The organism is Leucobacter massiliensis, from assembly GCF_002982315.1.
GTDB lineage: Bacteria > Actinomycetota > Actinomycetes > Actinomycetales > Microbacteriaceae > Leucobacter > Leucobacter massiliensis.
On record NZ_MWZD01000008.1, the window covers coordinates 59957 to 79067 of the forward strand.

Sequence of the window (19111 nt, forward strand, 5' to 3'; positions counted from 1 at the left end):
ACTGCACGGCAGCGGCCGCGCGGAGCGGCGCCGCTGCCGTCAGAAGAGCAGGAACTGGGCGGTGCCCGAGCCCGAGACGCCGCCCGCGGACACCCGCAGATGGTACGAGGCGCCGTCCGCGCTCACCGGATCGCGGGTGATGTCGCAGGTCTCCGGGCTCGAACGGGTGCGATCCCACGCGATCGACTCGCTCACGAGCGGCTTCCCGGGCTCCAGGATCACCGGGAGGCTCTCGGGGTTCTTCTGACAGTCCTTCGAGCGCCAGACCTCGTCCTCGCCGCTCGTGATCGCAAACTCCATGCCCGCCGTGCCCAGCTCGGCGGAGCACGCCGCATCGCCCGTGTTCTCCACGCTCAGGGAGAGCTGCGGCTGCTCGCCCGCCGCATAGTCGGACTTGTCGGTGATCGGGGTCACCGTCAGCTGGCCCGCGGCGCACTCCGGCGGCTGCTCGCCGTCCCCGGCAGCCGGCTCCCCCTCCGGCGCGCTGCTCGGCAGATCGCCCGGCACCTCCACCTCCGAGGCCGACGGCGCGGCGCTGTTCGAGCCCGGCTTCAGGAAGACGAGCACGATCACCGCGATCACCGCGAGCAGCCCCGCCAGGACGAGCAGCCGGCGCCGCATATAGACCTTGCGTCCCTTCGGACCTACGGGATCCCTCAGCGTCGACATGGCGCCAGGCTAACGCGGAAGCGCGCTCAGAGCCGCTTCAACATGCGCGTGTTGCCGAGCGTGTTCGGCTTCACCCGCGCGAGGTCGAGGAACTCGGCGACGCCCTCATCGCTCGAGCGCAGCAGCTCGGCGTAGACATCGGCCGCGACGAGCTCGGTGTCCTCGCTCAGCTCCTCGAAGCCGTGCCGGGAGAAGAACTCCGTCTCGAAGGTGAGGCAGAAGAGCTGCGTCAGGCCGAGATCCTGAGCCCGCGCCTCCAGCGACTCCAGCAGCCGGTGTCCCACGCCCCGGCCCAGCCACTCCTCCGAGACGCCCAGGGTGCGCACCTCCCCGAGCTGATCCCACATCACGTGCACGGCACCGTAGCCGACCACCGCATCCTCGCCGTCGGTCGCGACCAGGAACTCCGGCACCGCGGCGTACAGGTCGACGAGGTCCTTGCCGAGCAGGATCCGTCGCGCCACGAGCGGCTCCATCAGCTCGACCATGCGCGGCACATCGGCGGTGCGCGCGGGACGGATGCGGATGTCGGGGCGTGAATTCATCCACCCAGCCTACTCTCGCACGCCCCACCGCACCGCCACCGGCGAGCGGCCCCGGGGCACGGGGCGGCGCGCACGGCACGGCGACGCACCGCGGAGCCCGCCGGAGACGCAGCGGACCGCGGACGCGCGAGGGCCCCGCTGCCGGAACAGCGGGGCCCTCGCGAAACGACCTGCGTGCTACTCGCCGACGCCCGGCGTCGAAGCGGTCGACGCGACCGCCGCCGCGGCGGACGCCGAGCTGTCGCCGCGATCCTGCTCGGACTGACGATCCGTGACGAAGGTGAACTCGCCGTCCGCGAAGTCGACCCGCACCAGATCCCCCGCCAGCAACTCGGCGCCGAGGATCCGCTCCGAGAGGCGATCCTCGATCTCCCGCTGCATGGCGCGGCGCAGCGGCCGCGCGCCCAGCGTCGGATCGTAGCCGATCTCGGCGAGGCGCTCGCGCGCCGCCGGCGAGATCTCGATGTGCATGTCGCGGTCCAGCAGGCGATCCTTGAGCTGCTTCACGAAGAGGTCCACGATCTGCAGCAGCTCGGCCTTGGTGAGCTGCGGGAACACGATCGTGTCGTCGACGCGGTTCAGGAACTCGGGCTTGAAGTGCTTCTTGAGCTCCTCGTTGACCTTGCCCTTCATCATGTCGTAGCCCACCGAGGTGTCGCCCTCCAGCTGGAAGCCGACCGGTCCGCCCGCGATCGCGGAGGACCCCAGGTTGGTGGTCATGATGATGACGGTGTTCTTGAAGTCGATCACGCGCCCCTGGCCGTCGGTGAGACGGCCCTCTTCAAGAATCTGCAGCAGCGAGTTGAAGATGTCGGGGTGCGCCTTCTCGATCTCGTCGAAGAGCACCACGGAGAACGGCTTGCGGCGCACCTTCTCGGTGAGCTGGCCGCCCTCCTCGAAGCCGACGAAGCCGGGGGGCGCGCCGAAGAGCCGCGACACCGTGTGCTTCTCGCCGTACTCGCTCATGTCGAGCGAGATGAGCGCGTCCTCGTCGTCGAACAGGAACTCCGCGAGCGCCTTCGCGAGCTCGGTCTTGCCGACGCCCGTGGGGCCGGCGAAGATGAACGAGCCCGAGGGGCGCTTGGGGTCCTTCAGCCCGGCGCGCTGACGGCGGATCGTCTTCGCGAGCGCCGAGATCGCCTCGTTCTGGCCGATGACCCGCTGGTGCAGGGCCTCCTCCATGAAGCGCAGGCGCGAGGTCTCCTCCTCGGTGAGCTTGAACACGGGAATGCCCGTGGCCTGCGCCAGCACCTCGGCGATGAGCCCCTCGTCCACCTCGGCCTGCGTGGCCACGTCTCCCGCGCGCCACTGCTTCTCCAGCCGCAGCCGCTCGGCGATCAGCTTCTTCTCCTCGTCGCGCTTGTTCGCCGCGGCCTCGAAGTCCTGCGCCTCGATGGCCTGCTCCTTGTCGGCGCGCACCACCGCGATCTTCTCGTCGAACTCGCGCAGCTCCGGCGGGCTCGACAGGATCGACAGCCGCAGGCGCGCGCCCGCCTCGTCGATCAGGTCGATGGCCTTGTCGGGCAGGAAGCGATCCTGCACGTAGCGATCCGCGAGGTTCACCGCGGCCACGATGGCGCCGTCGGTGATGGACACCTTGTGGTGCGCCTCGTAGCGATCCCGCAGCCCCTTGAGGATGTTGATCGAGTGCGGCAGCGAGGGCTCCGCGACCTGGATCGACTGGAAGCGGCGCTCGAGGGCGGCGTCCTTCTCGAAGTGCTTGCGGTACTCGTCGAGCGTGGTCGCGCCGATGGTCTGCAGCTCGCCGCGGGCCAGCATGGGCTTCAGGATGTTGGCCGCGTCGATCGCGCCCTCGGCCGCGCCGGCGCCCACGAGGGTGTGGATCTCATCGATGAAGATGATGATGTCGCCGCGGTTGCGGATCTCCTTCGTGACCTTCTTCAGGCGCTCCTCGAAGTCGCCGCGGTAGCGGCTGCCCGCGATCATGGAGCCGAGGTCGAGCACGTAGACCTGCTTGTCCTTAAGCGTCTCGGGCACCTCGCCCTTCACGATGGCCTGCGCGAGGCCCTCGACCACGGCGGTCTTGCCGACGCCCGGTTCGCCGATCAGCACCGGGTTGTTCTTGGAGCGGCGCGAGAGGATCTGCATGACCCGCTCGACCTCCTTCTCGCGGCCGATCACCGGGTCGAGCTTGCCCTCGCGGGCGGCCTGGGTGAGGTTGCGGCCGAAGTTGTCGAGCACCTGCGAGCCCTTCGACTCGCTCTGCTGCTCGGGAGCGCCCACGGTCGCGCTCTCCTTGCCGGCCTGGTAGCCGGAGAGGAGCTGGATCACGGTCTGGCGCACCCGGTTGAGGTCGGCGCCCAGCTTCACGAGCACCTGGGCGGCGACGCCCTCGCCCTCGCGGATCAGGCCGAGCAGGATGTGCTCGGTGCCGATGTAGTTGTGGCCGAGCTGCAGCGCCTCACGGAGGCTGAGCTCGAGCACCTTCTTGGCGCGCGGCGTGAAGGGGATGTGCCCCGAGGGCGGCTGCTGGCCGGTGCCGATGATGTCGGTCACCTGCGCGCGCACCGCGTCGAGCGAGATCTCGAGCTGCTCGAGCGCCTTCGCGGCGACGCCCTCGCCCTCGTGGATCAGGCCGAGCAGGATGTGCTCGGTGCCGATGTAGTTGTGGTTGAGCATCTTCGCCTCTTCTTGGGCGAGCACAACCACCCGACGGGCGCGGTCGGTGAATCTCTCGAACATCTCTAACCTCCTTGCGGTCTCCGAAGACGGGGGGACACCGCTGATGCATCCAGGCTACGGCGTGATCCCCGATCGCGGGGCGCTGTTCGTGCTGGGCGTAATGGGCCCCGGCCCGCCCGCGGCGCCTCGCTCGAGCGGCGGTGGTGCGGACGGGCGGCGGCGCTTTCCGCGGGGGAAACGGCCGCCGCTCGCGAGAAGCGCCGCCGCTCACGGGAAGGAGGGGCGCGGAGGGGCCGGGCGGCTTGACCGGGGGCGCGGAGGCGGGTAACTTATCGAAGAACGATAATAACGATGATCGATAAGCGAGGCGGGGGACGCCTCGCGGAACGGAGGATCCGTGAACACTGCAGCTCGTGACACCAGCCCGCGCGAAGCGGCGCTCAGCCGCGGCGACACCTGGGGGGTCTGGATCCTCATCGCCGGCGGAGTCGCGATCGCCGCGTACACGGCGGTGCGGGGCGTCATGCGCATCGTGGAGATCCTGCGCAACGTCGACGTGCCCGTCGCCGCCGAGTTCACCGGCACGACCCTGCCCGCCCCGATCGGCGCCGACGGAGCCGAGCTCGCCGTCGCCCTGCAGCGGGCGGAGCTCACCGTGAGCGGACTGCCCGGCGTCGCGGTCGCCGCGGGCGTGCTGCAGGCGGCACGACCACCGCGCCGTTCTCATCCACGCTGATTCACGTCGGCGGCCCCATATTTGTATTGGAGACAGGGGCGGGGCTCACAGCCGGATCCCCCACAGGACGCGTGCCCGCCGCGGGGTCGGCGCTGGCGCTGATCCGGGCCTACGCCGCGGCCCTCGGCGCCAGCGAGGGCGCGGTGGCTCGGGCGATCCTGGCGCAGCCGGCCGAGATCCCGCAGTGGTCCACCCAGCAGCTCGCGAACGCCGCCGGAACCTCCACCGCAACGGTGATCCGCGCCTGCCAGCGGCTCGGCTTCCGAGGCTTCCAGCACCTGCGCCTCGAACTCGCCCGCGAGAGCGCCCCCGCCGCCGCGGCGCCGGCCGGAGACCGCGTGGACCTCGTCTTCGAGGCGGCGGTCGCCGCGCTGCAGAGCGGGCGGATCGCCGTCGACCGGAACGCACTCGGCCGGGCCGCCGACGCCCTCGCCGGCGCGCGGCGCGTCGTCTGCACCGCCAACGGCTTCTCCGCTCCCCCGCTGCAAGACGCGGCGATGCGGCTTGCCACCGTCGGCCGCCCCGTCGAGGCGCCCGTCGACATCCTCGCCCAGCAGTTCGCCGCGCACACCCTCGGCCCGGGCGACGCCTGCCTGGCGCTCAGCCACTCCGGGGCGAATGCCCACACCCTCGCCGCGGTGCGCGCGGCGAGGCGGCGCGGTGCGCGCATCGTCGCCGTCTGCAGTTACGCGAGCGCGCCGCTGCCCGAGCTCTCGGACATCGCGATCGCCACCGGTGCACTCGGCTCGCCGCACACCGTCGACCCCTTCTTCAGCCGGGTCGGGCACGCCGTGCTGCTGCAGGCGCTCGTCGGCGAGATCGCCGCCCGCGTCGAACCCGCCGACACCTGGGAGATGCGCGAGGTGGTGGCCGGGGCCCTCACGGACGCGGCCGGCTGAGCCGTCGCCGGGGCGGCCCGCCACCGCCCGTGAGCGGATCGCGAATCCTTCCTCCGGCCGTCACGCGGCGGCCCCGCGCCATTCACCGGGGCGTCATCCGGCGCCGGGATGCTCGGTGTGTAACCGCATTTCACGCCCGGTGTAACGGGCAGGGCAGACAGGGGGACGCCGCAGTGCAGCTCATCCGACTCGACGGCAGCTACAACGCGCGCGGCATCGGCGCGCCCGAGCGGCCGTGGCTGGTGCGCAGCGCCGCGCTCGACGGGCTCACGGCGAGCGGCGAGCGGACCCTGCGCGGCCTCGGCGTCGACCTCGTGATCGACCTGCGCGAGCCGCAGGAGCACGGGGCCCGCGCGCACGGGCTCGCGGTGCGCGAGCTGCCCCTCTACGGCGAGGCGCCACCGCGAGCCGGAACCCTCGAAGACGTCTACGCCCGGCTGATCCGGGATCGCGGGGAGCGGCTCGCCGCGGCCGTGGCCGCCATCGCCGAGCATCCGGGCACGGTCGCGGTGCACTGCACGGCGGGCAAGGATCGCACCGGCCTGGTCGTGGCGCTGGCACGGCTCGCCGCGGGAGAGGCCCGCGCCGAGATCCTCGCCGACTACGCGGCCTCGGGCGTCGCCGTGCGCGCCGCGCGGTCGGCGCTCGTCGCGGATCAGATCGCGCCGCTGCGGCTGAGCCGCGAGGCCCGGCGCGAGGCCGAGCGGCTGCACCTCGACAGCCCCGCCGCCGCACTGGGCCTCGCGCTCGAACAGCTGGACGCGCTCGGCGGCGCCGAGCGGTACCTGCTGCGCCACGGCGCGACCCCCGCGCAGCTCGCCGAGCTCGCCGCGCGGGCCGCGGAGGCGGCATCTCACGCGGCACCGGACCGGCCGGTGCCCGCAGCACGGGCGGCCCGGACCGCGGAGCCGGTGCGGTGAGCCGCGAGTCGGGCCGCTTCACGGTGCTGCACCTGAGCGATGTGCACGCGACCGAGAGCGGGCTGCTCTATGACGCGGTCGACGGCATCGGCCGCATGGCCCGGGTCGGCGACTACGCCTCCGCCGCCGGAGTGACGCCGGAGGCGGTCGTCGTCACCGGCGACCTGGTGCAGCGCGGTCACACCGCCGCCTACCCCGCCGTGGCCGATGCGTGCCGCGGACTCGCCGAAGCGATGGGCGCGCCCGTGCTGACCGTGCTCGGCAATCACGACGACCCCGCGGCCGCCCGCGCGCTGCCCGGCCACGGCGAGCGGCACTACGGCAGCAACACGATCGACGGCTTCCGCATCGTCCGGCTCGACTCGCACACGGGCGCCCTCGACGCCGAGCAGACGGAGTGGCTCGCCGCCGAGCTCGCCGCGCCCGCAGAGCACGGGACCGTCATCGCCCTCCACCACGCCCCGCTCGGATCGCCGCTGCCCGCGCTCAGCCGGCAGGGTCTCGCCCATCCCGAGGCGCTGCTCGGCATCCTGGAGCGCTCCGACACCCGCGCCATCCTCGCCGGGCACTTCCATCACCCCCTCACCGCCAGTGTCCGGGGGATCCCGGTGTTCGTCGCCCCCTCCCTCGCCTACCAGCAGGTGATGAACGCCGGGCCGCACGCCGTCGCCGGCCACGACGCACCCATGTTCTCGCTCGTGCAGTTCACGGGCGAGGGCGTCACCTCGACGGCCGTGCCGCTCGCCGCCCCCGATCCGCTCTTCACCCGACCACTCGACCCACCGCTCTTCCATTCCCGACAGAAAGCGAACCATGTCTCGTAACCGCTCCCTCGGCGCGATCTCCGCGCTCTCGCTCACCGCGCTCGCACTCGCCGGCTGTGCCTCGCCGGACGCCGCAGCCACCGACTCGGCCGACGGCGGAGGCACCGCTGGCACCGGGCCGTCGACCATCACGCTCTACACCTCGGAGCCGCAGGAGAAGATCGACGAGCTGGTCGCCGCGTTCGCCGAGCAGCAGCCCGAGATCACCGTCGAGGTGTTCCGCGCCGGCACGGGCGACCTCACCGCGCGCATCGCCGCCGAGGAGAAGTCCGGCGAGATCGGCGCCGACCTGCTGCTCGCCGCCGACGCGGGCACTTTCGAGAACTACGCCGAACGCGATCTGCTGCTCGAGTACCGCTCGCCGGAGGCCGAGGCCATCGATCAGGACCTCGTCGACCCCGAGCACTTCTACGTGGGTACGCGCCTGCTGCCCACGGTGATCGCGATCAACACGAACGTCGTCTCCGACGCCCCGGGGTCTTGGCAGGATCTCACCGATCCCGCCTACTCCGGCAAGATCGCCATGCCGAACCCCGATGTCTCGGGCGCTGCGGCCTACAACGCGGCCGTCTGGCTGTACGAGCCGGCGCTGGGACCGGAGTGGCTGGAGGCCCTCGCCGCCAACGAGCCGCTCATCGCCGAGAGCAACGGGCCCGTCTCGCAGGCGGTGGCGGACGGCAGCCGTCCCGTCGGCATCGTGGTCGACTCGCTCGTGCGCGACCTCGCCGCGGCGGGGTCGCCGATCGCCGCCGTCTACCCCGAGGAGGGCGTGCCCTTCGTCTCGCAGCCGGTGGGCATCTTCGCCGGCACGGACGAGCCCGAGGCGGCGAAGCTGTTCGTGGACTTCCTGATCAGCCAGGAGGGACAGGAGATCGCCGCGAGCCAGTCCTACCTGCCCGTCCGGGACGACGTGGACTCCCCCGCTGGCGCTCCCGCGCTCGCCGACATCACACTGCTGAAGCCCGATCTCCAGACGATCCGGGACTCGCAGGCCGAGGCGGTCGAGACCTTCAATGGCCTCTTCCAGTAGCCTGCTCGCGCCGCCGCGGCCGCGGTCGTCGGCGTCCGCGCCGGCGCCCGCACCCGCGGGGCGGATCACGCCCGATCTGCCCCGCGGGACCGGCGGGACCGGCGGGGCGCCAGGCGGCGGCAGCGCGCCCGCCGCCCGGCGCGCTGCCGCCGCACGCTGGGACGGCCTCACCGCGACGCGGATCGTGCTGTGGGGCGCGGTCGCGGCGCTCGTGCTCGTGCCGCTCGGGGCCATCGTGTCCCTCGCCGTCTCCGGCAGCGGCTGGGCGGAGCTCGCCTCGCCCGAGGTGCTCGCCGCCACCGGCAACTCGCTCGTCTCGGCGGGGGTCTCCGGCGTGCTCGCCGTGCTCGTGGGCACGGGCCTCGCGCTGCTCCTGGAGCGGACGGATCTGCCGGGCCGGCGCGCCCTGCGCCTGCTGGCACTCAGCCCGATGCTCATGCCGCCCTTCGTCGGCGCGATCGCGTGGCTCAGCCTGCTCGGGCCGTCCTCCGGCCTGAACACGCTGTGGACCGGCTGGTTCGGCGCCCCGCTGTGGAATCTCTACGGCGGCGAAGGCGTCGTCTTCCTGCTCACGCTGCACAGCTACCCGGTCGCGATGATGATCGTCACCGCGGCGCTGCGCCGCGTGCCCGCCGATCTGGAGCAGGCCGCCCGCATCGCGGGCTCCTCCGCCCCGCGCGCGCTGTGGGAGGTCACGACGCCGCTGCTGCGGCCCGCGATGCTCTCCGCCTTCGCCCTCGTCGCCGTCTCCAACCTCGCCGACTTCGGCATCCCCTCGATCATCGGCCTGCCCGAGCGCTACACCACGCTCTCCACGCTGGTGTATCGCTTCCTGCAGTCGGGCACGGTCGAGGATCCCCTCGCCGTCGTCTCGGCCATCGGCTTCGTGCTGCTGCTCATCGCACTGCTCGGGGTCGTCCTCGACCTGCTGCGCACCCGCAGCCGCGTCGAGCTCGACGCCCAGGCGGGCGCCCCCGCCCCGCTGCCGCTGGGCCGCGCGCGGGGGCTCGTCGCGGCGCTCACCGCCGCGGCCGTGCTCGCCACGACGCTGCTGCCCCTCGTGACGCTCGCCATGCAGGCGCTGCTGCCCGCGCCGGGCGTGCCGTTCACGCCGGAGACCGTGACGCTCGAGAGCTTCGAGCGCGCGCTCACCGCCTCGGGCACGCTCACGGGCATCGGCAACTCGCTGATGCTCGCCACGCTGGCCGGGGTGATCTGCGGCGTGCTCGGCCTGCTCATCGGCGCGGTCGTGGCCCGCACACGTGCGCGCGGCAACGGTGCGCTGCTGGGCGTCGCGCTGCTGCCCCAGGCGATCCCCGGCCTCGTGATCGCGGTGGCGTGGCTCGTGATCGCGCCGCGCGTGGGACTCGCGAACACGCCCTGGCTGATCCTCTGCGCCTACCTCACCTCCTTCCTCGCGCTGGTCGTGCAGTCGGTGCACGCACCCCTCGCGGGAACGCCGGCCACGGCGGAGGAGGCGGCGCGCGTCTCGGGCGCGTCCCGGCTGCGCGCTCTGTGGGACATCTCCTGCCGCATGGCCGTGCCCGCGGCGATCTCCGGTGCGGTCCTCGTGGGGCTCACCGCGGTCCGCGAGCTGACGCTCTCGGTGCTGCTGCTCTCGCCGGGGTCCCAGACCCTCGGCGTGGTCATCTTCAATCTGCAGCAGGCGGGCGCGTACAACGCCTCCTCTGCGCTGTCGCTCATCGTCGCGGTGGCGGGGCTCGCCGGCCTCGGTCTCACCGCCCGCGCCCAACCTTAGGAGCCCCGTGTCATCGGTCACCCTGTCTTCGCTCAGCCTCGCCTACCCCGGCGGGCACCTCGGCCTCGCCGATGTGGACCTCAGCATCCGGGACGGCGAGTTCGTCGCGCTCGTCGGCCCCTCGGGCTCGGGAAAGACGACGCTGCTGCGCGCGGTCGCCGGCTTCGTCACCCCGACGAGCGGCACCGTGCGGATCGGCGACGCGCTGCTGGCCTCGCCGGGGCACAGCACGGAGCCGGAACGGCGGGGGCTGGGGATGGTGTTCCAGCAGCACGCCGTGTGGCCGCACTGGACGGTCGGCCGCAATGTCGAGTACCCGCTGCGCCGCGCGGGCGTGGAGCGCGCGGAGCGCCGCCGCCGCGTGGCCGAGGCCCTCGAGCTGGTGGGCCTCGGCGGCATGGAGCGGCGCAACCCGGCGACGCTCTCCGGCGGTCAGCGGCAGCGGGTGGCGATTGCGCGGGCCGTGATCGGGCGGCCGCGCGTGCTGCTGCTCGACGAGGCGCTCTCCGCACTGGACGAGCCGCTGCGGGATCGCTTGAGGCTGGAGCTCCGGGCGCTCACCCGCAGCCTCGGACTCACGGTGCTGCACGTCACCCACGACCGCGGCGAGGCGCTGGCGCTGGCCGACCGGGTCGCGGTGCTCGACGGCGGGCGCCTCCAGCAGTTCGGCACTCCGGCGGAGTTGCTGGAGGCGCCGGCCTCGCCGTTCGTGGCGCGCTTCGTCTCCGACGCCGCGCTGGTGCGGGGCAGCATCGACGCGAGCGGTTTCAGGGCCGCGGGACACGCGCTGCGGGTGCCCGCCGGGCGGCTCGTGCACGGCGGGCGGCGCTCGTCCGCGGGCGCGTCTCCGGCGCACGGCGAGGCGGAGATCGCGATCCGGCCCGAGCACCTGCTCGCGCGCCCGGATCCGGCGGGCCCGGGGCTCGTCACCTCCTCGCTCTTCGGCCGGGACGGGGACGAACTGGTGGTCGAGTGGGCGGGGCTCGCCCTGCGCAGCCGCGCGAGCGGCGTGCGCTGCGCAGAGGGAACGCGGGTCTCGCTGAGCGTGGAGCACGCGACGGTCTTCCCCGCGCCCGCGGCTCGCGAGGCCGGGGCCGGGGCCGGCCCGCTCCCGGACGGGGCGCAGGCGGCGGACCCGGATCCCGCCGGAACCGCGGAGCGCGGCGGCAGCGGGCCCGGCGGCGCGGCCGGCGACGGGCCCGCGCGGCACGGTGCGGCGGTCGATACGCTGGAGCGATGACCTCCTCGATGCTGAACGACGCGGCGATCGCGGTGGTGCGCCACGGCGAGACGGACTGGAACATCGGACGGCGGATCCAGGGGCGCACCGAGGTGCCGCTCAACGAGCGGGGCCGGGCGCAGGCGCGCGAGGCGGCGGGGCTGCTCGCGACGGCGGGCGCGTGGCGCGGGATCGTCGCCTCGCCGCTCGGGCGCGCGGCCGAGACGGCGCGGATCATCGCCGCCGAGCTCGGACTCGCCGGCCCCGTGCTCGACCCGGAGCTGCTGGAGCGAGATTTCGGCCCGGCCGAGGGCCTGCTCGTGCCGGAGGCGCACGAGCGCTGGCCCGGGCTGAGGGTGCCCGGCGCGGAGTCGCTCGAGACCCTCGCCGAGCGCGGCTCCCGCGCGCTCCTCCGTCACCTGCGCGAGCAGCCCGACACGATCGTGGTCGCACACGGTGCCCTGATCCGCGCCGCCCTCACCGTCCTCGGCGGGGAGCCCGCGCCGCGCATCCTGAACGGCGAGGCCTGGCTCCTGGAAGCCGCGCCCGGCGCCGCCTCCGAGACCCGGGTGAGCCGGCTGGGTGCGCCCGCCTTCCAGCATCCCGCCTGAGCGCGCCCGGCCGCGGAGCGCGGAGCGCGATCGTTATGCTGAGGGGATGAGTACCGGAGGGCGTGCGGCGCAGGAGGCGCCCGGCACGCGGCAGCGGATCCTGCGCGAGGCGTCCCTGCTCTTCTGGCGTCACGGCTACCGGGGCACCAGCACGCGGCAGATCGCGGACGCCGTGGGCGTGCAGCAGCCGAGCCTGTTCCACTTCTTCCCCTCGAAGCGCGCCATCATGGAGGAGCTGCTCGCGCTCAGCCTCGACGAGACGCTCGTGGGCGCTCGCGCCGCGCGCGCTGCAGACGGGCCGGTCGCGGCCCGCCTGCAGCGCTACGTCTTCGACGATCTGCTCGTCATCCACCGGGGCGAGGTCGTGCTCGCGGGGGCCCACGCCTCCGACGTCGTGCACGAGCCCGGCTTCGAGGCGTGGGCCGCGAAGCTCGAGGAGCTCGCCGCGATCCTGCAGGGGCTTGTGGCCGAGGGCGTCGCCGCGGGCGAGTTCCTGCCCATCGACCCGGTGCTCGCCCAGGAGATGATCGCGGGAGTCACGATCAGTCACATCACCATGACCGCCTCCGGGCGACCGCCGGCGTCGCCCGAGGAGCTCGCGGAGCAGGGCGCTCGCTTCCTGCTGCGCGGGCTCACCGGACGACCCGGCTAGGCTGCGCCGCCCGTCCCGGAGACGGCGCCCTCCTCGGCGAGGGGGCGCAGCCGCCGCTCGGGCCGCGCGGCGAAGATGACGACGAGCGTGATGGCCGCCACGACGCTGAACACGAGCACCACCGCCCACACCTCAAAGACCGTCGCACTCGGGGACGCCATCTCGGGACGCGGCCACGCGATGTTGACGACCTCGAAGAGGAGCCAGGCGAGCGCGATCCCCACCACCGTCCGGAACCAGCGCTCCGCGCGCGGTGAACCGAGCGGACGCCAGCGGCGCGTGAGCATCGCGAAGGCGGTGGCGGCCACCACGAGCAGGAAGGTGATGTAGAGCCCTCCCGTGCCGAAGGTGATCATGGTGCCGATCGCGCTCGGGTTGAGCCCGAGCAGCAGTCCGGCGCCGGATAGCACGGTGACCACGGCCATCGCGCGCACCGGGACGGCGCTGCGCTCGGCGACGCGATCCAGCCCGAGACGGGGTGGCAGCACCCGCTCACGGGCGGCGGCGAAGACGACGCGCCCGAGGTAGGTCTGCATCGACAGCACGCAGGCGATGAAGGTGACGCAGATGAGCAGCAGGAACGGGAGGCGCGCCCACTCCCCGAGGTTGCCGAGCACGGCGTCGAGGATCGGATCGGCGACCTCTCCCGCGGTCACCGCGCTCAGCTCCCGCTGGCTGAGGATCACGGCGACCGCGACGACCATGACGACGAGGCCCACCACGGCGGTGGCGGAGACGATGGCGCGCGGCACGCTGCGCCCGGCGTCGACGGTTTCCTCGGCCACCGAGGCCCCCGCATCGAAGCCGACGAAGGCCCAGCCGCACACGGCGAAGGCTGCGAGGACCGCGCCGACGGTCGCGGCGCCGCCGGTCGCCATCGAGCCCTCGGTGCTGAACAGCGCGCCGAGCTCCTGATTGCGGAAGCCGATGATGAGGACGAGGCCGAGGCCCAGTGAGGCGATGATCTCGCAGACGATGCCGAGGTTGACGAGCGCGCGGGTGACGCGCACCCCGAAGGCGTTGACGATCAGCGCGAGCAGCAGCAGCACGGCTCCCCAGAGCACCTGCTCGCCGCCGGAGACGGCCCGGCCGAGCAGCAGCAGCGAGAGCCACGGCGCCGCGAGGTAGGCGACGGTGGTGAGCGCCGCGGAGACCGCGACGATGTAGATGACGCTGGTGAAGACGGCGTAGCGGGGGCCCACGAGCCGCCTCGTCCACTGCAGCGGCCCGCCGGCGATCGGGTAGCGCCCGGCCAGCACCCCATAGACACCGGCGGTGCAGAGCTGGAGGAGCAGGCACGCGCCCAGCACCCACACCCAGCTCGGCCCCACGGCGCGCGTGCCGAGCGGGACGATGGCGTAGAGCCCGACGACCGGAGCGACGGTGGCGACTCCGATGGAGAAGGTGGACCACAGGCCGAGTCCCCGCCGCAGCACGGGCTGATATCCGAGCCGTTCGAGTCCCTGATCCGCGCTCTCGGTCGTCGTCGACGAGGCTGTCATGATTCGCTCCTTTGCGCGAGTTCGCTGTCGACCTATCGATCGATAGGCTTTTCGAGTAACCTACACACACGTCCCCCCGACCGCAAGCAGGAACCGAGGAATCTCCGATGACCACCCGAATCGCGATCGTGCAGCGCCCGGCGAAGCTGCTCGATCTCCCCGCCTCGCTGGAGCTCGCCGCCGCCCACATCGCCGAGGCGGCCGGCGCCGGAGCCGAACTGATCGTGTTCCCGGAGACCTGGCTCACCGGCTACCCCGGCTGGGCCTTCGCCCACGCCGAGTGGGGCAGCGCCCTGGCGCGCGAGCTCTACGCCGAGCTGCTCGCCGCGAGCCCCGTGCTCCCCGGCGGGATCGGCCAGCTCACGCGGGCCGCGGCAGAGCACCGCGTGTCCGTCGTCATCGGCCTCAACGAGCGGGCGCACCCCGCCGGGGGCACGCTGTACAACTCGCTCGTGACGATCGGGCCGAGCGGTGAGATCCTGAACGTCCACCGCAAGCTCACCCCGACGCACGCGGAGAAGCTCGTCTGGGCGCCCGGCGACGCCGCCGGGCTGCGGGCGGTCGAGCTGCCGGCCGGCCGCGTCGGCGGGCTGATCTGCTGGGAGCACTGGAACCCGCTCGCCCGCGCCGCCATGCACGCCGAGTACGAAGACATTCACGTGGCCGTCTGGCCCGACATGACCGAGGAGCACCTCACCGCCTCGCGCAGCTACGCCTTCGAGGGGCGGTGCTTCGTCATCGCCGCCGGCCTCCTCCTCCGTGAGGCCGACCTCCCCGAGCGCCTGCGCGAAGGCTATCTGGCGGCGATCGGCGACGGCCTGACCGCGCCACCCGAGGGAGGCTACTTCGGCGGGGGCTCTGCGGTGATCGGCCCCGACGGCGAGTGGGTGCTCCCGCCGCAGCACGGCGTCGACCGGATCCTCTACGCCGAGCTCGACACCGAGCGGCGCGCCGGCATGCACCTCGACCTCGACGTCGCGGGCCACTACGCGCGCCCCGAACTGCTGCGCCTGCAGATCGACCGCAGCAGGCCGACCGGCGTCGAGGAGCTCCGGGCGCCCGCACCCGGATCCCCGGGTGCCGCGAGGGCCGCGGCCGTGCCGGGCGCCTCCTCCCGCCCCCGCACCCCAGAGGCGAGCGGCCCGGTCGCCGTCGCCGCGCATGGCACGCCGACGGCGCCCTCCCACGACCGGGGAGCGCAGCCGTGACGGCGGCCTGGCTCGTCGGCATCGGCCTGATCTCCGTCGCCCTCGGCGCGCTCTCGGGTTTCGCCCTGACGGCGGCCGTGGACTTCCCCGACTCGCTGCGACGCTTCCACGTGGTCGACCCGCGCCGGATCCGGCAGGCCCACCTCGACTGGATCATCATGGGCATCATGCTCATCGTCGTCGGCCTCGCGGTGCCCGGGCTGCCGTGGCCGATCACGGCCGCGGTGGCCGTCGGCGGCGTGGTCAACCCCCTCACCTTTGTGCCGATGATCTTCTCGAAGACGGTCATCCAGCGGCGCTGGTTCATGGCGGTCTCCTACGCCTCATTCACCACGCTGACGCTCGGCCTCATCGGGGCGGCGATCTGGCACTTCGCCGCCTAGGACCGGCCTCACCTCGGCGCGGCGGCTACTGCAGCGCCGAGGTGAGGCGGGCGAGACCGTCGAGCAGCTGCGCCGGGAGCGGCTGCTTCAGCCACTCCTCGAGCGTCAGCTCCCGCGAGTTCGCCCGGTAGTAGTCGTTGACGTCGTCGAGCTCGCGCACGAAGCGCTCGCCGTGCACCACCATCGAGATCTCCATGTTCAGGCCGAAGGAGCGCTGGTCCATGTTGGAGGAGCCCACCACCGCGACCTCGTCATCGACCGTGAAGTGCTTGGAGTGCAGGATGTACGGCGGCCGGAACATCCAGATCCGCACCCCGGCCCGCAGCAGCTCCTCGTAGTAGGAGCGCTGCGCGTGGTAGACCACGGCCTGATCGCCGATCTCCGAGACGAACAGCTCCACCTCGACGCCGCGCGCCGTCGCCGCGCGGAGCGCGTTCATGATCGAGCCGTCGGGCACGAAATACGGGCTCGTGATGCTGATGCGCCGCTGCGCCGCGTAGAGCAGCGCGACGAAGACCTGCAGATTGTTCTCGTTCGCGTAGCCGGGGCCGCTCGGGACGATCTGGCAGTCGAGCTCACCCGGCCGCTCCGCCTCGAACTCCGCCTCCGCGAGCTGCGGCAGGTACTCGCCGGTCTCCAGGTACCAGTCCCCCTGGAAGACCGCCTCCAGGCCGAGCACGATCGGCCCTTCCACCCGCACCATGAGGTCCTTCCAGTGCAGGCCGCGCCGCCGGTTCGACGGCTTGTTGTAGCTGGAGTCGACGAGGTTCTGCGAGCCCATGAATCCCACGCGCCCGTCGACCACGAGCAGCTTGCGATGATTGCGCAGATCCGGCCGCTGATACTCACCGCGCCAGGGACGCACGGGCAGCATGTACGCCCAGCTCGCACCCATCCCGGTGAGGCTGCGCGCGGTGCGCCGGGTGCCGGGATTGCGCACCGCGGAGATGTGGTCGAGCAGCACGCGCACCTGCACCCCGCGCGCCACCGCCTCGCGCATCGCGCTGAACAGCTCGTCGGTGGTGCGGTCGTGCACGAGGATGTAGAACTCGACGTGGACGTAGTCCTTCGCATCCCGGATGGCCTCGGCCATGCGCGCGAAGGAGAGCTCGTAGTCGATGGTGATCGTCGCCGTATTGCCGCGCAGCATCGGCTGGGCGCCGAGCGTGCGGCCCAGTTTCACGGCGTTCGCGACCCCCTGGCTCAGACGCGCCTCCGGCGTCACGAGGCTGCGCTCCTCGCGCTCCGCGATCTGCGCCACGAAGTGGTTGATCGCCTCCTGCTTCTGCTCGCGCTTGCGCGGCAGGCGTTTGCTGCCGATGACCAGGAAGAGCAGCAGGCCGGGGACCGGGAACAGGAAGATGGCCATGAGCCAGGCCATCCCGGCCGTCGGACGGCGATTCCGGGGGACGACGAAGAGGGCGACGATGCGGATCACATTGTCGATGATGAGGAAGGACAGCGTCCAGACGTAGGGCCAGTTGACCTGAAGCCAGCCGAGGTCCACGCGCACCCCCTCTTCCGGTCACGAGCGATCGATGCCGCGCAGCGGCTGCACTCACTCTACCGGGAAGCGGGACCCGACCCGGGGCTCACGGCTCCTCGCGCGCGGGAAGCCCCGCCCGCTCGCGCTCCTCGTCCTCGATCCGCTGATACACGCGGCGCTCGGTCCGGTCGGCGCGCAGGATCAGGCGCAGCACCATCCAGAAGAAGAGCCCGATCAGCACGGTCGGCGTCAGCGACCACACCGCGTTCAACCACCAGCTGTCCATAGTGAGGCCAGTCTACCCGTCGCGCCCCGGCCCTTCCTGAGGGCCGGGCGGTACGCGGGCTCCGGCCGGCGCTCCCGTGCGGAAGGCACCGACGGGCGCCGCCCCGCCCAGCGGCGGGCGGCTACTTGACGAGCGGGAAGAGGATGGTCTCGCGGATCCCGAGCCCCGTCAGCGCCATGAGCAGCCGGTCCATCCCCATGCCCATGCCGCCCGAGGGCGGCATGCCGTGCTCCAGGGCCCGCAGGAACTCCTCGTCCACCCCCATCGCCTCGTCGTCCCCGCGCGCCGCCTCGGCGGCCTGCTGCACGAAGCGCTCGCGCTGCACGACCGGGTCGACGAGCTCGGAGTAGCCGGTGGCCAGCTCGAAGCCGCGGACGTAGAGGTCCCACTTCTCCACGACCCCGGGAATGGAACGGTGGTGACGGGTGAGCGGGCTCGTCTCGACCGGGAAGTCCATGACGAAGGTGGGGCGCGTGAGTCCGTCCTTCACGAAGTGCTCCCACAGCTCCTCGACCAGCTTGCCGTGATTGGGCAGCTTCACCTCGACGCCCTCGGCCTCGGCGATGGCCTGCAGCTCGGCGACGGGCGTCTCGGGCGTGATCTCGCGGCCCGCGGCCTCGGAGAGCGTGCCGTACATGGAGATGCGATCCCACTCGCCGCCGAGGTCGAAGAGGGTCCCGTCGGCCCAGCGCACCACGTGAGTGCCTTCGCGCTCGCTGCCCGCGTTCGCGGCGAGCGCGGCGTTCTGCACGAGCGCCTGGGTGAGGTCGGCGATGCCCTGGTAGTCGGTGTACGCCTGGTAGGCCTCGAGCATGGCGAACTCGGGGCTGTGCGTGGAGTCCGCACCCTCGTTGCGGAAGTTGCGGTTGATCTCGAAGACCCGTTCGAGACCTCCCACCGCGGCGCGCTTCAGGTACAGCTCGGGCGCGATCCGCAGGTAGAGCTCGGTGTCGAAGGCGTTGGAGTGGGTGACGAAGGGCCGGGCCGAGGCGCCGCCGTGCATGGTCTGCAGCATAGGGGTCTCGACCTCGATGAAGCCGCGCTCGGCGAAGGTCTGCCGGAGGCTCGCCATGGTGCGGGCGCGGGTGACCACGTTGATGCGCGCCTGCTCGCGCTGGATCAGGTCGAGGTAGCGCTGACGCACGCGCGTCTCCTCGCCCAGCTCGGCGTACATGTTCGGCAGCGGCGCGAGGGCCTTTGCCGCGATCCGCCACTCCCGCACCATGATCGAGAGCTCCCCGCGGCGACTCGACACGACCTCGCCGCTGACGAAGAGGTGGTCGCCGAGGTCGACGAGCTCCTTGTAGCGCGCGAGCGACTCCTCGCCGACCTCGGCGAGGCTCACCATCGCCTGGATGCGGGTGCCGTCGCCGGCCTGCAGCGAGGCGAAGCACAGCTTGCCGGTGTTGCGCTGGAACACCACGCGCCCCGCGACGCCCACCGTCTCCCCCGAAGCGCTGTCGGGCGTCTCCTCCAGGTGCCCCCACGCGGCGCGCACCTCCGGGATGGTGGTGGTGACGGGCACCGCGACGGGGTAGGCGCCCCCGGCGAGGTCGGCGTCGGCGTTCAGCCGCTCGCGCTTCTCCAGGCGCACGCGCTTCTGCTCGAAGATCTCCTCCGCGGAGGTCTCGGGGGCGTCGGCTGCGGTCTGCTCGCTCATGGCTGGGGGTTCCTCACGGTTTCAGGCGTACCGATCCAGTCTACGAGGTCGCACCGGCGGAGCGCGCCCGCGCTCACCG

General features: G+C 72.6%; 18 protein-coding genes. 11 read left to right on the forward strand and 7 right to left on the reverse strand.

Going from position 1 to position 19111, the window contains the following annotated elements; translation table 11 throughout:
* Window positions 1-39 precede the first annotated feature (39 nt).
* From B4915_RS00545 to B4915_RS00555, 3 genes are all read right to left on the reverse strand, one after another.
* Window positions 40-669, reverse strand: coding sequence for a hypothetical protein (locus tag B4915_RS00545; protein WP_105803894.1), 630 nt, complete (start codon window positions 667-669; stop codon window positions 40-42).
* A 26-nt stretch (window positions 670-695) separates the two neighbouring features.
* Window positions 696-1214, reverse strand: a complete 519-nt coding sequence (locus tag B4915_RS00550) for an amino-acid N-acetyltransferase (RefSeq protein ID WP_105803893.1) — start codon at window positions 1212-1214, stop codon at window positions 696-698.
* A 177-nt stretch (window positions 1215-1391) separates the two neighbouring features.
* Window positions 1392-3917: an ATP-dependent Clp protease ATP-binding subunit gene (locus tag B4915_RS00555; RefSeq protein ID WP_105803892.1), complete on the reverse strand. Its 2526-nt coding sequence runs from the start codon at window positions 3915-3917 to the stop codon at window positions 1392-1394.
* A 337-nt stretch (window positions 3918-4254) separates the two neighbouring features.
* Between B4915_RS00555 and B4915_RS00560 the strand changes: the two genes are divergently transcribed.
* From B4915_RS00560 to B4915_RS00600, 9 genes are all read left to right on the forward strand, one after another.
* Window positions 4255-4593, forward strand: a complete 339-nt coding sequence (locus B4915_RS00560) for a hypothetical protein (protein WP_105803918.1) — start codon at window positions 4255-4257, stop codon at window positions 4591-4593.
* A gap of 71 nt (window positions 4594-4664) precedes the next feature.
* Entirely contained in the window at window positions 4665-5492 is an 828-nt protein-coding gene (locus B4915_RS00565; RefSeq protein ID WP_105803919.1) for a MurR/RpiR family transcriptional regulator, read from the forward strand.
* Window positions 5493-5665: 173 nt separating this feature from the next.
* Window positions 5666-6412, forward strand: coding sequence for a tyrosine-protein phosphatase (locus B4915_RS00570; RefSeq protein WP_105803920.1), 747 nt, complete (start codon window positions 5666-5668; stop codon window positions 6410-6412).
* Window positions 6409-7236, forward strand: a complete 828-nt coding sequence (locus B4915_RS00575) for a metallophosphoesterase family protein (RefSeq protein ID WP_105803921.1) — start codon at window positions 6409-6411, stop codon at window positions 7234-7236. The genes B4915_RS00570 and B4915_RS00575 overlap by 4 nt, the downstream gene beginning before the upstream one ends.
* Window positions 7226-8266: an ABC transporter substrate-binding protein gene (locus B4915_RS00580; RefSeq protein ID WP_105803922.1), complete on the forward strand. Its 1041-nt coding sequence runs from the start codon at window positions 7226-7228 to the stop codon at window positions 8264-8266. Before B4915_RS00575 ends, B4915_RS00580 begins: the two co-directional genes overlap by 11 nt.
* On the forward strand, window positions 8250-10025 hold the full coding sequence (locus tag B4915_RS00585) for an ABC transporter permease (RefSeq protein WP_105803923.1): 1776 nt from the start codon (window positions 8250-8252) through the stop codon (window positions 10023-10025). The genes B4915_RS00580 and B4915_RS00585 overlap by 17 nt, the downstream gene beginning before the upstream one ends.
* 7 nt (window positions 10026-10032) lie before the next feature.
* Window positions 10033-11265 (forward strand): ABC transporter ATP-binding protein, encoded by a 1233-nt coding sequence (locus B4915_RS00590; protein ID WP_105803924.1) that lies wholly within the window; start codon window positions 10033-10035, stop codon window positions 11263-11265.
* Window positions 11262-11855: a histidine phosphatase family protein gene (locus B4915_RS00595; RefSeq protein WP_245907265.1), complete on the forward strand. Its 594-nt coding sequence runs from the start codon at window positions 11262-11264 to the stop codon at window positions 11853-11855. The genes B4915_RS00590 and B4915_RS00595 overlap by 4 nt, the downstream gene beginning before the upstream one ends.
* 46 nt (window positions 11856-11901) lie before the next feature.
* Window positions 11902-12507, forward strand: coding sequence for a TetR/AcrR family transcriptional regulator (locus B4915_RS00600; protein ID WP_105803925.1), 606 nt, complete (start codon window positions 11902-11904; stop codon window positions 12505-12507).
* Here the strand turns inward: B4915_RS00600 and B4915_RS00605 are convergent.
* Window positions 12504-14009 (reverse strand): APC family permease, encoded by a 1506-nt coding sequence (locus tag B4915_RS00605; protein WP_105803926.1) that lies wholly within the window; start codon window positions 14007-14009, stop codon window positions 12504-12506. The two genes, B4915_RS00600 and B4915_RS00605, sit on opposite strands and share 4 nt — an antisense overlap.
* Before the next feature lie 107 nt (window positions 14010-14116).
* Between B4915_RS00605 and B4915_RS00610 the strand changes: the two genes are divergently transcribed.
* Both B4915_RS00610 and B4915_RS00615 read left to right on the forward strand, forming a co-directional pair.
* Window positions 14117-15217, forward strand: coding sequence for a carbon-nitrogen hydrolase family protein (locus tag B4915_RS00610; RefSeq protein ID WP_105803927.1), 1101 nt, complete (start codon window positions 14117-14119; stop codon window positions 15215-15217).
* A complete protein-coding gene (locus tag B4915_RS00615; protein ID WP_181158405.1) occupies window positions 15214-15600 on the forward strand; it encodes an MFS transporter in 387 nt (128 codons plus the stop codon). Before B4915_RS00610 ends, B4915_RS00615 begins: the two co-directional genes overlap by 4 nt.
* A 25-nt stretch (window positions 15601-15625) precedes the next feature.
* Here the strand turns inward: B4915_RS00615 and cls are convergent, their stop codons facing one another.
* The 3 genes from cls to lysS form a co-directional block, all read right to left on the reverse strand.
* A complete protein-coding gene (cls, locus tag B4915_RS00620; RefSeq protein WP_105803961.1) occupies window positions 15626-17107 on the reverse strand; it encodes a cardiolipin synthase in 1482 nt (493 codons plus the stop codon).
* 85 nt (window positions 17108-17192) lie between these two features.
* A complete protein-coding gene (locus B4915_RS00625) occupies window positions 17193-17372 on the reverse strand; it encodes a hypothetical protein (RefSeq protein ID WP_105803928.1) in 180 nt (59 codons plus the stop codon).
* A 121-nt stretch (window positions 17373-17493) separates the two neighbouring features.
* The gene (lysS, locus tag B4915_RS00630) at window positions 17494-19032 is read right to left on the reverse strand and encodes a lysine--tRNA ligase (protein ID WP_105803929.1); all 1539 of its coding nucleotides are present in this window, start codon (window positions 19030-19032) and stop codon (window positions 17494-17496) included.
* Between the last annotated feature and the right edge of the window lie 79 nt (window positions 19033-19111).